The organism is Mesorhizobium sp. M6A.T.Ce.TU.016.01.1.1 (assembly GCF_003997065.1).
Classification (GTDB): Bacteria; Pseudomonadota; Alphaproteobacteria; order Rhizobiales; family Rhizobiaceae; genus Mesorhizobium; species Mesorhizobium mediterraneum.
The window spans coordinates 1-13,401 of the sequence record NZ_RZTJ01000014.1 but is presented as its reverse complement, the minus strand read 5'-3'; the positions used below and the strand labels follow the sequence as shown (position 1 = coordinate 13,401).

General features: G+C 64.1%; 17 protein-coding genes. 11 read left to right on the top strand and 6 right to left on the bottom strand.

Annotated features, from left to right (window positions below; translation table 11 throughout):
* The first annotated feature begins 1 nt into the window (after position 1).
* Positions 2-262 (top strand): hypothetical protein, encoded by a 261-nt coding sequence (locus EOC94_RS22615; protein WP_127293582.1) that lies wholly within the window; start codon positions 2-4, stop codon positions 260-262.
* Here EOC94_RS22615 and EOC94_RS22610 read toward each other — a convergent pair.
* Positions 259-972 carry an SOS response-associated peptidase gene (locus EOC94_RS22610; RefSeq protein WP_127293580.1) on the bottom strand — a complete coding sequence of 238 codons (714 nt, stop codon included), beginning with the start codon at positions 970-972 and terminating at the stop codon, positions 259-261. The two genes, EOC94_RS22615 and EOC94_RS22610, sit on opposite strands and share 4 nt — an antisense overlap.
* A gap of 272 nt (positions 973-1,244) precedes the next feature.
* On the opposite strand from EOC94_RS22610, the gene EOC94_RS22605 reads away from it, so the two are divergent.
* From EOC94_RS22605 to EOC94_RS22580, 5 genes are all read left to right on the top strand, one after another.
* Positions 1,245-1,682 (top strand): hypothetical protein, encoded by a 438-nt coding sequence (locus EOC94_RS22605; protein ID WP_127293578.1) that lies wholly within the window; start codon positions 1,245-1,247, stop codon positions 1,680-1,682.
* Between the two features lie 170 nt (positions 1,683-1,852).
* A complete protein-coding gene (gene minC / locus EOC94_RS22600) occupies positions 1,853-2,614 on the top strand; it encodes a septum site-determining protein MinC (RefSeq protein WP_127293576.1) in 762 nt (253 codons plus the stop codon).
* 116 nt (positions 2,615-2,730) lie between these two features.
* Positions 2,731-3,546 (top strand): septum site-determining protein MinD, encoded by an 816-nt coding sequence (gene minD / locus EOC94_RS22595; RefSeq protein WP_095482856.1) that lies wholly within the window; start codon positions 2,731-2,733, stop codon positions 3,544-3,546.
* Positions 3,543-3,815, top strand: coding sequence for a cell division topological specificity factor MinE (gene minE, locus EOC94_RS22590; protein ID WP_095482719.1), 273 nt, complete (start codon positions 3,543-3,545; stop codon positions 3,813-3,815). Before minD ends, minE begins: the two co-directional genes overlap by 4 nt.
* A gap of 373 nt (positions 3,816-4,188) precedes the next feature.
* Positions 4,189-5,070, top strand: coding sequence for a DMT family transporter (locus tag EOC94_RS22580; RefSeq protein WP_127293572.1), 882 nt, complete (start codon positions 4,189-4,191; stop codon positions 5,068-5,070).
* Between the two features lie 31 nt (positions 5,071-5,101).
* On the opposite strand, the gene EOC94_RS22575 is transcribed toward EOC94_RS22580, so the two are convergent.
* A complete protein-coding gene (locus tag EOC94_RS22575) occupies positions 5,102-5,842 on the bottom strand; it encodes a sulfotransferase family protein (protein WP_127293570.1) in 741 nt (246 codons plus the stop codon).
* A 304-nt stretch (positions 5,843-6,146) separates the two neighbouring features.
* Here EOC94_RS22575 and EOC94_RS22570 point away from each other — a divergent pair, with 304 nt between their 5' ends.
* Positions 6,147-6,338 (top strand): hypothetical protein, encoded by a 192-nt coding sequence (locus EOC94_RS22570; RefSeq protein ID WP_095482717.1) that lies wholly within the window; start codon positions 6,147-6,149, stop codon positions 6,336-6,338.
* Between the two features lie 354 nt (positions 6,339-6,692).
* Here the strand turns inward: EOC94_RS22570 and yghU are convergent, their stop codons facing one another.
* On the bottom strand, positions 6,693-7,559 hold the full coding sequence (yghU, locus tag EOC94_RS22565; RefSeq protein WP_127293568.1) for a glutathione-dependent disulfide-bond oxidoreductase: 867 nt from the start codon (positions 7,557-7,559) through the stop codon (positions 6,693-6,695).
* Between the two features lie 281 nt (positions 7,560-7,840).
* On the opposite strand from yghU, the gene EOC94_RS22560 reads away from it, so the two are divergent.
* Positions 7,841-8,743 carry a S1C family serine protease gene (locus EOC94_RS22560; protein ID WP_127293566.1) on the top strand — a complete coding sequence of 301 codons (903 nt, stop codon included), beginning with the start codon at positions 7,841-7,843 and terminating at the stop codon, positions 8,741-8,743.
* A gap of 22 nt (positions 8,744-8,765) precedes the next feature.
* Positions 8,766-9,707 (top strand): LysR family transcriptional regulator, encoded by a 942-nt coding sequence (locus tag EOC94_RS22555; RefSeq protein ID WP_127293564.1) that lies wholly within the window; start codon positions 8,766-8,768, stop codon positions 9,705-9,707.
* Here EOC94_RS22555 and EOC94_RS22550 read toward each other — a convergent pair.
* The 3 genes from EOC94_RS22550 to EOC94_RS22535 form a co-directional block, all read right to left on the bottom strand.
* Entirely contained in the window at positions 9,658-10,389 is a 732-nt protein-coding gene (locus tag EOC94_RS22550) for an SDR family oxidoreductase (protein ID WP_127204756.1), read from the bottom strand. The two genes, EOC94_RS22555 and EOC94_RS22550, sit on opposite strands and share 50 nt — an antisense overlap.
* Positions 10,390-10,499: 110 nt before the next feature.
* Complete coding sequence (locus tag EOC94_RS22545) at positions 10,500-11,111, bottom strand: hypothetical protein (protein WP_127293562.1); 612 nt, start codon at positions 11,109-11,111, stop codon at positions 10,500-10,502.
* A 347-nt stretch (positions 11,112-11,458) separates the two neighbouring features.
* Positions 11,459-12,364: a LysR family transcriptional regulator gene (locus tag EOC94_RS22535; protein ID WP_127293560.1), complete on the bottom strand. Its 906-nt coding sequence runs from the start codon at positions 12,362-12,364 to the stop codon at positions 11,459-11,461.
* 100 nt (positions 12,365-12,464) lie between these two features.
* Between EOC94_RS22535 and EOC94_RS22530 the strand changes: the two genes are divergently transcribed.
* Positions 12,465-13,205, top strand: coding sequence for an SDR family oxidoreductase (locus tag EOC94_RS22530; RefSeq protein WP_127293558.1), 741 nt, complete (start codon positions 12,465-12,467; stop codon positions 13,203-13,205).
* A gap of 33 nt (positions 13,206-13,238) precedes the next feature.
* Positions 13,239-13,401: 4-oxalocrotonate tautomerase family protein (locus EOC94_RS22525; protein WP_148128434.1), on the top strand; the 163-nt coding region annotated here is incomplete at its 3' end.

Sequence of the window (13,401 nt, the reverse complement as noted above, 5' to 3'; positions counted from 1 at the left end):
CATGGCCGGGCCGATGGACAGCGTTGGACGTGCCGCGAAGGCCAACATGCTGCTGATCGTGGAGTGCGGCCACTGCTACCATGTCGGGCGCTTCAGGGCGAACGATGTCGCGCAGGTGGTGGGCTGGAACAAGCCGCTGGAGACCATCAAGTTCAAGTGCAAACGATGCAGCCGGAAGGATACTACAGTGCGCACCCAGTTCATCGACCAGGACCATCCGCCGAAGGGCTACATCTGGACGTTGCAGAAGTTCAAGCTTTAGAACAGCGACCCCTGCACCGGCGCCTGTGGCGCCTGCGGCGGAAACTTGATCTGCGTCGCCGGCTTCTCGACGATCACCAGCGCGTCGTCCGGTGCCGTGCGCTGCAGGTGCCTGGCCTCCGACCATGGCGCGGTCAGCCAAGTCTCGGTTTCCTCCTGCGTGGTCAGGATCACCGGCATCGCTTTCTCGTGGATCGGCGCGATCAGGGCGTTTGGCTTGGTGGTCAGAAAACCGTAGAGCTCGAAGTCGCCGGGGCCGTCCTTGACCTTGCGCACGCCTTGCCAACGCGTCCACAGGCCGGCGAAGAAGAACAGCGGCCGCTCCTCGGTCAGCGCGAACCAGTAGTTCCTCTGGATACCGGTATCCGGGTCCTTGTCGCCCGGCGTCGGGCTCGGTTCGGCGAAGCTGGTGAGCGGCACCACGCAGCGGTTCTCGACGCCGAGATATTGCTGCCAGTGGCCGTATTGCGGGTTGCGGATGTTGGTGGTGCCGTAGTCGGCCTTGCCCTTCACCCGCTCAATCGGCGTCGGCATGCCCCACAGCAGGTTGGCCAGCTCGCGCGTCCCGTCCGGCGCGTTGCGCACCACCGGGCCGGGCTGGTTGGGGTAGATGTCGATGGAAGGTTCGAGATTGCCAAGAATGTCGCGCAGGGCGCGGGTCCACTGGCGGATCGCCTCCTGGCTGGTGGTGATGTTGTAGAGGTTGCACATGTCGAACCCTCTGGGATGTCCAGGCATCTTGTGGGAAAGGGCAGGGAATTTCCAGCGCTGTCGCGCGGCTGCTGACACGCTACCCCAGCCACCACGACAGCGCCGCGATCACCGCCGCCACACCGGCGATCGACCGCGCCGGAAGAAGACTACCGTGCGCAGCGGCGAACCACGGGCTCCGCTCACGCAACGCACGCCGATTCCGCGCGTTCTACCCATTAGGAGGAGCATGGCGACGGCCGGTCTCATGCGCTCACAGTTGGAGGCGAACCATGATGTCAAAGTTCAAAGAAGCCCTTGAGCGCGGGAAGGAAGCCCGTGAGCAAGAGGAGAAGGTCCGCAGCGAGAAGGCCGAGGTGGTGGACTTCGGCGCACAAGCCAGGGCCTGGCTAAACGACGTCGTGGTTGCGTCGTTGCAAGCGGCCCAAGCCGACGTGACGGGCGAGGTGACTGTCGACATAGACACCGCGCCAAGCCACCAAGCCAAAGCGTCAACACCGTCTATTCGGTTCCAAGTCTACAGGAAGCGGGGCATGGAGGAGGAGGTAATCAGAAGGACGTTCACGGTCGACGTTCATCTGAGTGGGGAAGTCTCAGTCTCTTCGCCCGGGATCGTGGCGAGAGAGGTGGGAAACATAGGGGATAGGTCTGACGAGCGGTTCTCTAGCTTGCTAGCGGAACTGATCGAGGAGGCAGCGAAGGACACTTAGCCAGCAAGGTGTCGAGGAAAGGGCAGGCAATTTCCAGCGCTGTCCGCAAGGCTGCTGACACCGCCAAGTCTGTCAGTAACAGCTTTCCAGATGCCGCAAACACCCCCTCCGTTAACCTTTCGTTAACCATGGCTGGCTAGCGTTTACCTATCAGTAAGGAATCGCTGTCCGTGACCTTCGCCGCCCCCGTCGAGACCAAATCCATTCGCTTTCGCGCCCGCTCGTTCGTCGCCTTCACGCTGACGCCGGAGGCGCCGCTTTCGGAATGGCTGGAAAGCCTCGATCGTTGGATCGGCAACTCGCCGGGTTACTTTGCCGGCCGGCCGGTGGTGCTCAACCTCAACACGTTGAAGCCCGAGGTCGGCGAGATCGAAGCGCTGGTTGCTGAGCTTGGCCTGCGCGGCATCCGCATCTATGCCATCGAGCTCGACGGCAACACCGCACTCGAGTCCAATCTGCCGCCAGTGCTGATCGGCGCCAAGGAGGCCACCGCCGGGCTGCTCATGCAGGCCGACCGCAAGGGCAGGCCGGAAGAGATTGGCAGGGCGGAAGAAGGCAGGCCGGAACAGGGCAAGCAGCCAGAAGACAGGCAGCCGGAAGCGCCGGCCACGCTTATGGTCAAGACGCCGATCCGCTCGGGCCAGTCGGTCTTTCATGCGCATGGCGATGTCATCGTGCTGGGCTCCGTCGCCTCCGGGTCCGAGATCGTCGCCGCAGGCTCCATCCACGTCTACGGCACGCTGCGCGGGCGCGCGTCGGCCGGTGTGCTCGGCCATTCGGCGGCGCGCATCTTCTGCCGAAAAAACGAGGCCGAGCTGCTGTCGGTCGACGGCTGGTATTGCACCGCCGAGGAGATGGAGCCGTCCTTGCGCGGAAAAGCGGTCCAGGCCTTTCTCGAAAAAGACACGCTGCGCATCGCGCCTTTCAGCTAATGCATGCCGACCAAAGGAACGCAGCGGCTTTAGGAAACATTTACGAAAACAATGACTTAAGCGCATCGCATAAATCAGACGCTTAACAAATACCGACAACAATAATGGAGGCATATATGGGCAAGGTAGTGGTGGTCACCTCAGGCAAAGGGGGCGTCGGCAAGACGACCTCGACGGCCGCCCTTGGTGCCGCGGTCGCGAGAACCGGCAAGAAGGTGGCCCTGGTCGACTTCGATGTCGGCCTGAGGAATCTCGATCTGATCATGGGCGCCGAGCGGCGGGTGGTGTTCGACCTGGTCAACGTCATTCAGGGAACGGCCAAACTCTCGCAGGCGCTGATCCGCGACAAGCGGGTCGAGACGCTGTTCCTGCTGCCGGCCTCGCAGACGCGCGACAAGGATGCGCTGACCGAGGAGGGCGTCGGCGAGGTGATCGACAAGCTGCGCTCGGTGTTCGACTACGTCTTCTGCGACAGCCCGGCCGGCATCGAGCGCGGCGCGCAGCTCGCCATGCGCTTTGCCGACGAGGCGGTCATCGTCACTAACCCGGAAGTCAGCTCGGTGCGCGATTCCGATCGCATCATCGGCCTGCTCGATGCGAGAACCGTGAAGGCCGAGCGGGGCGAGCAGATCGCCAAGCATGTGCTGGTGACGCGGTATGACGCGGCGCGCGCGGCGCGCGGCGAAATGCTCTCGATCGACGACGTTCTGGAGATCCTGTCGACGCCGCTGCTGGGCATCATTCCCGAGAGCCAGGACGTGCTCAGGGCTTCCAACCTCGGTTCGCCGGTGACGCTTAGCGATCCCACCAATTCCGCCGCCCGCGCCTATATCGAGGCGGCCAAACGGCTCGAAGGCGAGGAACTGCCGGTCGTCGTGCCGTTCGAACGCAAGGGCTTTCTCGACCGGCTTTTTGGAAGGAGGGCAGCATGAACCTGTTGGACCTTTTCAAGCGGCGCGGCAGCGCGCCGGTGGCGCGCGAGCGGCTGCAGGTGCTGCTCGCCTATGAGCGCCGCAGCCGCAGCCAGCCCGATCTCGTCTCCATCTTGCGCGAGGAGATCATGGCCGTCATCGCCAGGCATGTGCAGATCGACCAGGATTATCTGCAGGTCTCGATGGAGCGCGGCGAGACGATGTCGACGCTGGATATCGACATCCAGATCCCCAACAAGAGCGCAAGGCCGCTGGCGATGTCGGCCTGAACTCGCACGACACGGGTTCCTCGCTCCCGCTGCGATCCTTCGCGCCCCCCTCTGGCCTGCCGGCCATCTCCCCCACTTGGGGGGAGATTTGACGTCTCGCCGGCTTTCGCCAATCTGCAACGGTGCAAGAGAGCGCGGAGCGCCGGAGCTGCCGATCTCCCCCCAAGTGGGGGAGATGGCCGGCAGGCCAGAGGGGGGCGCTGTCCCGCCTGCGTATCCAAGGATATCGCCTGAGCTGCAGCCGCTGCCAGAAGGCCGGCCCCCCTTGCCCCACCCAACCACCTCTCGCTGCCTCACGACAGCCAAGCCCATTGGTCCTATCTCCGCCGCATGCCGTCGCGCATAGCCCGGCGGCAGGGGAGGACCAACCACAGTGACGTCGACGCCGGTTATCAAGCCTGTCTCCGAAACCCTGCCCATCGCGGCACTTCTCGGCGCCATGGTGTCGATCCAGATTGGCGCGGCCTTCGCCAAGGGCCTGTTTCCGCTGGTCGGCGCGCAGGGCACGACGGCGCTGCGGCTGGTCGTCGGCGCGCTGATGCTGGCGGCGGTGCTGCGGCCCTGGCGGGTGCAGCCGTCCAAAGCCGTCTGGCCGTGGCTGATCGCCTATGGGGTGACGCTCGCCGCGCTCAATCTTTTGTTCTATGCGGCGCTCGAGACGATCCCGCTCGGCATCGCGGTGGCGCTCGAATTTACCGGTCCGCTTCTGGTCGCGACGCTATCGTCGCGGCGCGGCAGCGACTTCGCCTGGGTGGCGCTTGCCGTCGCCGGCATCGTGCTGCTGTCGCCCCTCGTCCATTCGCGCCAGGCGCTCGATCCGACCGGCGTGATACTGGCGCTGGCGGCCGGCGGCTTCTGGGCACTCTACATCGTGTTCGCGCAGAAGGCGGGCGCGGAACTTGGCGGCCAGACCACGGCTTACGGCCTGGCAATCGCCGCGGTGCTTGCGCTGCCATTCGGCGTGGCCGAGGCGGGGCCGGCGCTGGTCGCGCCGTCGATCCTGGCCGGCGCCCTGCTGGTCGGGCTGTTCTCCAGCGCGCTGCCGTTCTGGCTGGAGATGGTGGCGCTGACCAGGATGCCCGCCAGGCTCTACGGCACGCTGACCTGCCTGGAGCCGGCGCTGGGCGCGTTGGCGGGGTTCCTGTTCCTGCACGAGATCCTGACCGGGCTGCAATGCCTGGGGATAGCCGCTGTCATAGCCGCGGCCTTCGGCGCCACCATGACGAACAAGCCGCCGGTGCCTTCGCCCGAATAGGGTTCGCTGGCGGCGCCTTGGCTGACGCCGGCTACCCCAGCCACCACCAAAGCCCAGCCAGCACCGCCACGCCGCCCGCGATCGACAGCCCGAGCATCATGTACGATCCCTTGATGACGTCGCGGATGACCTTCTTGACGCTTTCGCGGTCATTGAGGTTCGGGAACGGCTCCCGCGGCTCCGCCACGCCGAGAAAGCGGCACAGCGGCCCCCAGCCTTCGGTCACCGTGAACACCAGAAGTTTTTCCGGCGACACTGCGGCCTTCACCTCCTCGGTGTAAGCGTTGTAGCGCTCGATTGCCCGCTCGCGGTCGTCCATCACGCCGGCCAGCACGCGACCCCAGATCAGCTTGCGCGACATGTCGCCGAATTTCCGGCCGAACGGCGTCAGCCACTCCAAAATCTTGAACTGCCAGAGATTTTCGGTGAAGTAGATCGTATCGATCGTGCTGTCGTACCAGCCTTCGGCGCCGCGCGGGTGAAGCGTCAGCAGCACCTTGGCATCGGGATAGGCGGCCAACAATTCCCGCCACACGCAGCAGCCGGGATTGTCGACCGTCGCCGTGTAGTTGGCAAACGCTCGGTCCCAGTCGTGCGGCGTGCCGGGCTTGCTGTTCGCCACCTTGCGCCAGAAGTTGAGGTGGCCCTTGTTGGCCTTGTTGAGGATCACTTCCTGCATGTGATAGCAGGGAAAGCCGAGCCTGTTCAGCGCGGCAAAGGTCGACCATGTGCCCGTGCGTCCGAATCCCGCGCCGATTACCTTGAGCGCCATGTTCCCCATCCCTCCCATGGACTGATATTCTTATTTTATGTCAGTCCGTAGGGCCTACGTTGCGCCCGGAGTGTCCGGCGCGCAACAAATTTCCATCATGTCCTCCCGTTACAGGTCGTCTCTTTTTGAATGGACCAGCGATAGCCAAGGTAGAGCCTCAACCAAAGATTGCGTTAAATATGTGCACACTTCTGTTCCATTTGCCACTTGCGCAACCATTGAAAGGGTGAAAACGTTGGTCTGGGGTAAATGGGCAAGGGGGGTCGTCGCGGCTGTTGCAAGCCCGGGACGGCCTTGAAAAGCAATGAATTTTCCACAGTTCCTGGTGGGGATGACCACCGCGTCACTCGTCGTGGCGCTCTCGACTTTTTTGGCAACCGGTTCAATCTGGAAGGCGCTGGGCTGGACAGTCCTGACCCTGATCGTTTTGCAGGTTGGATATTTTGTGTTCGTCGTCCGGCTGATCTATAGAACCGGGCGAAAGACACACAGGTGATCCGCGACCCGTGAGTGCTGGACCATCGAGACGGTATCCGGTTTACGACGTGTCGAGATTCGACGCCAATCCGGCTGAATATCTATATGCTTAGATCATGATGTTCCCGAAATAGACATTATGGTCTAAGCCTTTTGAAAGCGGACTTGTTCGGTTCTGGGAATGTGCATTGGACGTTCCGTTACTTTAGTCAACCAGTATATATTTCCGAATACATATGCCTGGGATTGGGCAGCGCGGAAGCCTGCCTGCGGCTTGTGCAATCCTGATCCGCCGTCGAGACGTGGCGGGTTGAAGCTGCCGATCTCCCCCGGGGGAGATCGCCGCGTCATCCGCTCAGCTCCGTCGCTCTGCTCACTCCGCCGCCAGCTTGTCCTGCGTGTTGGTGTCGAAATCGCTGGCGTCGTGACGCTCGTGCAACTGCATCGCCGGCTCGCCGAAGGCGCGATTGACCATGCGCCCGCGCTGCACCGCCGGGCGCGCGTCGATCGCGTTGGCCCAGCGCTGCACGTGTCTGTAGTCCTGGACCGACAGGAACTCGCCGGAATCATTGTACATGCGCCCGAGCGCCAGCCCGCCATACCAGGGCCACACGGCGATGTCGGCAATGGTGTAGTCGGTGCCGCCGAGATATTCGCTTTCAGCGAGGCGCCGGTCGAGCACGTCCATCTGGCGCTTGGTCTCCATGGCGAAGCGGTCGATGGCATATTCGATCTTTTCCGGCGCATAGGCGTAGAAATGGCCGAAGCCGCCGCCGAGATACGGCGCCGAGCCCATCTGCCAGAACAGCCATGACAGGGTTTCGGCGCGCGCCGGCTGCTCGGTCGGCAGGAATTCGCCGAATTTTTCGGCCAGATGCACCAGGATCGAGCCGGATTCGAAGACGCGGATCGGCTTTGGCCCGCTGCGGTCCATCAGCGCCGGGATTTTTGAGTTGGGATTGACCTCGACGAAGCCGCTGCCGAACTGGTCGCCGTCGTTAATCCTGATCAGCCAGGCGTCATATTCGGCGCTTTTGTGGCCGAGCGCCAGGAGCTCCTCCAGCATGATCGTCACCTTGACGCCATTCGGTGTCGCCAGCGAATAGAGCTGCAGCGGATGCTTGCCGACCGGCAGCTCCTTGTCATGCGTCGGGCCGGCGATCGGCCGGTTGATGCTGGCGAAGGCGCCGCCATTTTCCTTGTTCCAGGTCCATACTTTCGGCGGTGTGTATTGGTTCATCTCGGGAGGCCTTTGTTGGAAGCGGGGAGGGTCTTGGGGAGGATCAGCTTGCGCAATGAGAAAGGGAGCGAGGATGGGCAGATTCATCCGCACATAGATAAAGGTAGTGCTGGCAGCAGGAAGTTCAACTTGTGTTGAACTATTGTCGGTTCCGGGTGCCGGCCCACGTTCTCCCCCTTGGGAAGGGATCACGGATGCCCTTGCGCCTCGTCACGTGCGCCATACCTATAGAGGATATCGGGCCTTTGGCGGCCGCCATGAATATTGCCGGGATTGAGAGCATGACCATCGATACGATTTTGCGGTCCATCGTGGCGGTGCGCGCCTCGATCCCCGACGACGCCTTCACCGCGAATGCGCTGGGCACGAGCCGGGAGGGCAGCGGCGTGGTGATACGCGAGGACGGTCTGGTGCTCACCATCGGCTATCTCATCACCGAGGCGGAAGAGGTCTGGCTGACCGACCGCAATGGGCGTGTGGTTCCCGCGCACGCGCTCGCCTACGACCAGGAGACCGGCTTCGGCCTGGTGCAGGCGCTGGCGCCGCTCGGCCTGCCCGCGGTGGCGCTCGGCGACGCGGCCAGGGCCAAGGCCGGCGATCCCGTGGTACTCGCCGACGGCATCGGCCAGTCGGTCAGCGCGTACATCGTCACCAAGCAGGAATTCGCCGGCTATTGGGAGTATCTCCTGGACGAGGCGATCTTCACCGCTCCCGCCCATCCGTCATGGGGAGGTGCGGCACTCATCGGGCAGGACGGCAGGCTGCTCGGCATCGGTTCGCTGCGCCTGCAGATGAGCCGCGCCGGCGAGATTGCCGATATCAACATGGTGGTGCCGATCGACCTTCTGCCGCCCATTCTCGACGATCTCCTGACACGCGGCCAGGTTGCCAAGCCACCGCGCCCCTGGCTCGGCGCCTTCTCCGCCGAAAGCAATGGCGAGGTGGTGGTGATGAGCGTCGCCGAAGGCAGCCCGGCCGCCGAAGCCGGCCTGCGCCAAGGCGACATCATCTCGGATGTGCGCGACGGCGAAGTCGACGGGCTCGCCGATTTCTACCGCAAGCTATGGCAGAATCCGGCGGGCGCGGAGATCCCGCTGCGGGTGGTGCGCGACGGCCGCGAAACCTGGCTGCGCGTCAAGTCGGCCGACCGCAACAGCTTTCTCAAGAAACCGCAGCTGCAGTGAAGCAGTCGATACGGGTCACCTGATGCATCCAAGGCTGCTCAAGACGTTCCTCGCGGTTGCGCGGTGCCGAAACATCACGCGCGCCGCGGAGGAGATCCACCTCGCGCAATCGAGCGTGAGCGATCAGATCCAGACGCTTGAAGCCGAGCTTGGCACGGCCCTGTTCACGCGGTCGAAGCAGGGCCTGCAGCTGACGCCGGCGGGCGCCACGCTGAAGCCCTATGCGCAAGACATTCTGATGCTGGCCGAAGAGGCACGGGCGGCCGTGGACGTGACCGCCGGACACGCCGCCGGATCGGTGACGATCGGCGCGCTGGAGACGATCGCCTCGGCGAAGCTGGCGCAATGGCTCCCGGATTTCCAGGTCGCCCATCCCGACGTCGATCTTCGGCTGAAGGTCGCGGGCAGCGGTGATCTCGTGCGCAAGCTGGAAGATGGCGAGATCGACGTCGCCTTTTGCTTCGACAGGGACGGTTTCGAGAAGGTCGACGAACGCCTCGCCAGACGGACGCTATCGGCGGAACCATTGATCCTTGTCGTTCCTCCTGAGGAGGCAGCGATGAGAGGCGATCTGACGGCGCTCGGCAAAATGAGCTTCGTCGTCACCGAAGCTGGATGCATCTATCGGCACCTGTTCGACAAGGCTTTTGCCGAGGCAGGCCTTGCATCGCCGAGGCTTGCCGCCGAAGTCGGCAGCATCGGCACGATCGCGCGCCTGGTGGCGGCTGGGGCCGGCCTTGGTCTGGTGCCGCGCCTGGCCGTGGTCGGGGCGCTCGATCGTGGCGAGGTCATCGAAATGCCCTGGCCGGGCCCGGTCCGCACGGCGTCGATTGCCATGATCTGGCGCCGCAGGCGGGTGCAGCCGCCAGCCTTGAAACTGCTGCTGGCGGCCGCTGGCGACAATTTCGCGCCGGTCAGACCAGCCGATGCCCGCCCTCGACATGCAGTGTCGTCCCTGTCGTGAAAGCGTTGCCCATCAAGAAGCAAATAGCGTCGGCGATGTCGTCGGGTTGTCCGACCCGCCCGACCGGCAGCCGCTCTGCCATCGCGTTCAGCGTGTCGTCCTTCTTGGCGCCGGCAACGAAGGTCCAGATCGGCGTGTCGACCCAGCCCGGCGAGACCGCGTTGACGCGGATGGGCGCCAGCTCGATGGCGAGCGCCCGCACGAGCCCCTCCAGCGCCGCATTGACCGCGGCGACGACCGAGCCCCGCGCCGCCGGCCGATAGGCCGCGATGCCTGATGTGAAGGTGATGGAGCCAGTAGCCGAAAGCATCGGCGCGCCATGTTTGGCCAGCAGCAGCGGCCCATAGAATTTGCTTTCCACCACCCTCTGCGCCGCCTTCAGCTCGAGCGCAGGCAACAGCTCATAGGCGCCTTCGATATCGGCTGCTGTGCTGACAATATGGTCGAGCCGGCCGATCCGACTGAACAGAGCGGCGACTTGGTCCTCGCGAGTGATGTCGACCGCGACCGTGTCCAGTGCGGCGGGGTTGCCCAGTTGCTCGCGGGCGCGCTTCAGCCTGTCCTCGTTGCGCCCGGCAATTATGACCTCGGCGCCAGCCTCGAGACACTGCCTTGCCAGCGCCAGACCCATCCCCGAACTGCCGCCGACGACCAGAACTTTCCTGTTTGCCATATCCGCCATCCTTCGCTTCCACAGACGATCACTTGGTCAGGGAAGTCGCAGGTCTGGGCTCGAAGCGGAAACGGAAGAAAACGATAGTACTATCGGAAAATCCGATGGTGCGGCGTGCCTCACTCGCCGCAGGCGCTGAAGCCTATTCCGGGGCTCCACTCCGAAAAGGCAATGACCTTGCCTTCCACCGCCACGGTCTTCTGCATTGTGGTGCCATCGGGCTGCATCTTGCTGCTTTTGCCGTTGCCGGTCAAAACATTGTAGACGCAGTCGCTTGCGACGTTGTCCTCAAGATAGTCGTGATAGTCATAGGCAAAGCCGGCGACGATGAAGGCATCATTGCGGTAGGCGAGCGTCAGCGTCGTGTTGGTCCGTTTGCTGCCGACCGGCATTGCCGGCAGGTATAGTTTGATCGAGCCGTTCGGCAGTGCGGTCAGCTCCGGCTCGGTGTCGGAAGCCCCGTAGCCCGGCCGGTCGTAACCGTTCCACTCTCCGTAGATCTGCTCACGCACGATGCCGGCAGGTTTGAGAAAATTGGCCTCGCGGTCCCTAAGGAAGAAATACATGTCCATCGGGTCGCCGGGCTTGGTCTCGACGATCATCATCAGATCGACGGCGCCGTCGCCGTTCCAGTCGCCGGTCAGCGCGGTGATGATCTTCTGGGTTTCGATCGGTTCCGCCAGGGCCATGGTCGGCAGCAACAGCATCAGGCCGAACAGCATCGCTCGCATGGCAACATATCCCCCAATTGAAGCCCGCCGCCATGGCCGGTTCTGGACACAAGATTACTACATCACGATGGGAAGAACCGCCATGGGAGCCGATGGACGCGTGATGCGTGGGGAGACGGGCGTCAGCGACGTCGGCGGGACAGCGCCCCCCTCTGTCCTGCCGGACATCTCCCCCACAAGGAGGGAGATTGGCTGTCACTTCGGCTTTCGCCAATCACCAGCGCTAGGCGGGCGGGACGGTGAGGCTGCCAATCTCCCCCCCAAGTGGGGGGAGATGTCCGGCAGGACAGAGGGGGGCGCGAAGGAACGCGGCCCCTGCGCAAAAGTAGCCGGCGGCCGCCGGCTCGTCACACCCGGCCCGATTTCCCATCCTCGCCAAAAATCCCGATCACCCAGTCGATAAACACCCGCACGCGCGGCGCAAGCTGGCGGTTTTGCGGATACAGCGCCGACAGCGGCGTCGGCGACGGCGGATAGTCCGGCAGCACCTCGACCAGCGTGCCGCGCGCGAAATCGCCGGCGAAGCGGTAGTGCGGCGCCTGCACAAGGCCGAAGCCGAGGCGGGCGAGTTCCGCCATCGGGTCGGAGCCGTTGACCGTCACCCGGCTCGGCAGCGTGATGGTGCGCCGCTCGCCCGCAACCGTGAATTCAAGCGGCATCACCTCGCCGGTTCGCGACGAGCGGAAGCCGACCATCGCATGGCCTCCGAGATCGTCGGGTGTGGCCGGCACGCCGTGCCTCTCCAGGTAGGCCGGACTGGCGCAGGTGACTTCGCGCAGCGTCGCCACGCTCCGCACGATCATGCCGCTGTCGGCCTGTTCGCCGGAGCGCAGCACGCAATCGACGCCTTCGCGCACCAGGTCGACCAGCCGGTCGCCATCGCCGATATGCAGGTCGATCTTGGGGTAGCGGTCGAGGAATTCGGCGAGCCGTGGCAGGATAAAGTGGCGGGCCATGAAGCCGTGCACGTCGATCCTGAGCAACCCTTGCGGCTGCGCCGCCCGGAAGCCGGCCTCGGCATCCTCAATATCGGCCAGGATGGCGAGGCAGCGCTGGTAATAGGCCTGGCCGTCGAGGGTAGGGGCGACGTGGCGTGTGGTACGCTCGAGAAGCCTGACGCCCAGCCGCGCCTCCAACTCCTTGATCGCCTCGGTGGCAGTCGATCGCGACATCGAGAGATCGGCGGCCGCTGCGGTGAAGCTGCCGCGCTCGATCACGCGGGTGAGAAGGCGCATCCGGTCGAGACTGTCCATCGCTATTGTTCGCCACATCCGAATGGTGTTGGCAAGACCCGATCAATTATCCCGGCGAGTTTGTCACCTATCTTCAGTCCACAAGAATTGGAGATCTGACATGGCTACACAAAATGGAAGAGCGGCGCTGGTGACCGGCGCCTCGAAGGGAATCGGTGCCGAAATCGCCAGGCGGCTGGCGCGTGACGGCTTTTCGGTCGTCGTCAACTACGCCAGGGGCGCCGAAGCGGCCGAAAGCGTGGTGCGCGAGATCGAGGCGGCGGGCGGCACGGCAATCGCCGTCCAGGCCGATGTCGGCGATCCCAAGGGCGTGGCGCGTTTGTTCGACGCAGCCGAGCAGGCCTTCGGCGGGCTCGACGTGCTGGTCAACAACGCCGGCATCATGAAACTTGCGCCGCTCGTTGAGATGGACGACGCGGATTTCGACCGACAGATCGCGGTGAACCTTGGTGGCGTGTTCCGCGGCATGCGCGAAGGTGCGAGACGGCTCCGCGACGGCGGCCGCATCGTCAGCTTCTCGTCCAGCGTCGTCGGGCTCTACCAGCCGAGCTACGGCGTCTATGCCGCGACCAAGGCCGGCGTCGAGGCGATGACGCATGTGCTGGCTAAGGAGCTTGGGACGCGCGGCATCACCGTCAATGTCGTGGCGCCGGGGCCGGTGGCGACCGAGCTGTTCCTCGACGGCAAGTCCGAGGCGCTGGTCGAGACGATCACCAAGATGATCCCGCTCGGTCGGCTCGGCCAGCCCGCCGACATCGCCGGCGTCGTGTCGTTCCTCGCCGGTCCGGACGGCGGCTGGGTCAACGGCCAGGTACTGCGCGCCAATGGCGGCACAGTCTGATTTTTTCCGCAACAACCACAGGGAATTGACATCATGCCGTTTGCAAACTTCAAGGTGCCGGAGCGCGCTCTGTCCGCCGGGCAGAAGGAGGACCTCGTCCACAAGACCACAGCCCTTTTCGTCGAGATGTTTGGCGAAGGCGTGCGCCCCTACACGATGGTGCTGATCGAGGAGGTCGCCGATGGCGGCTACGGCC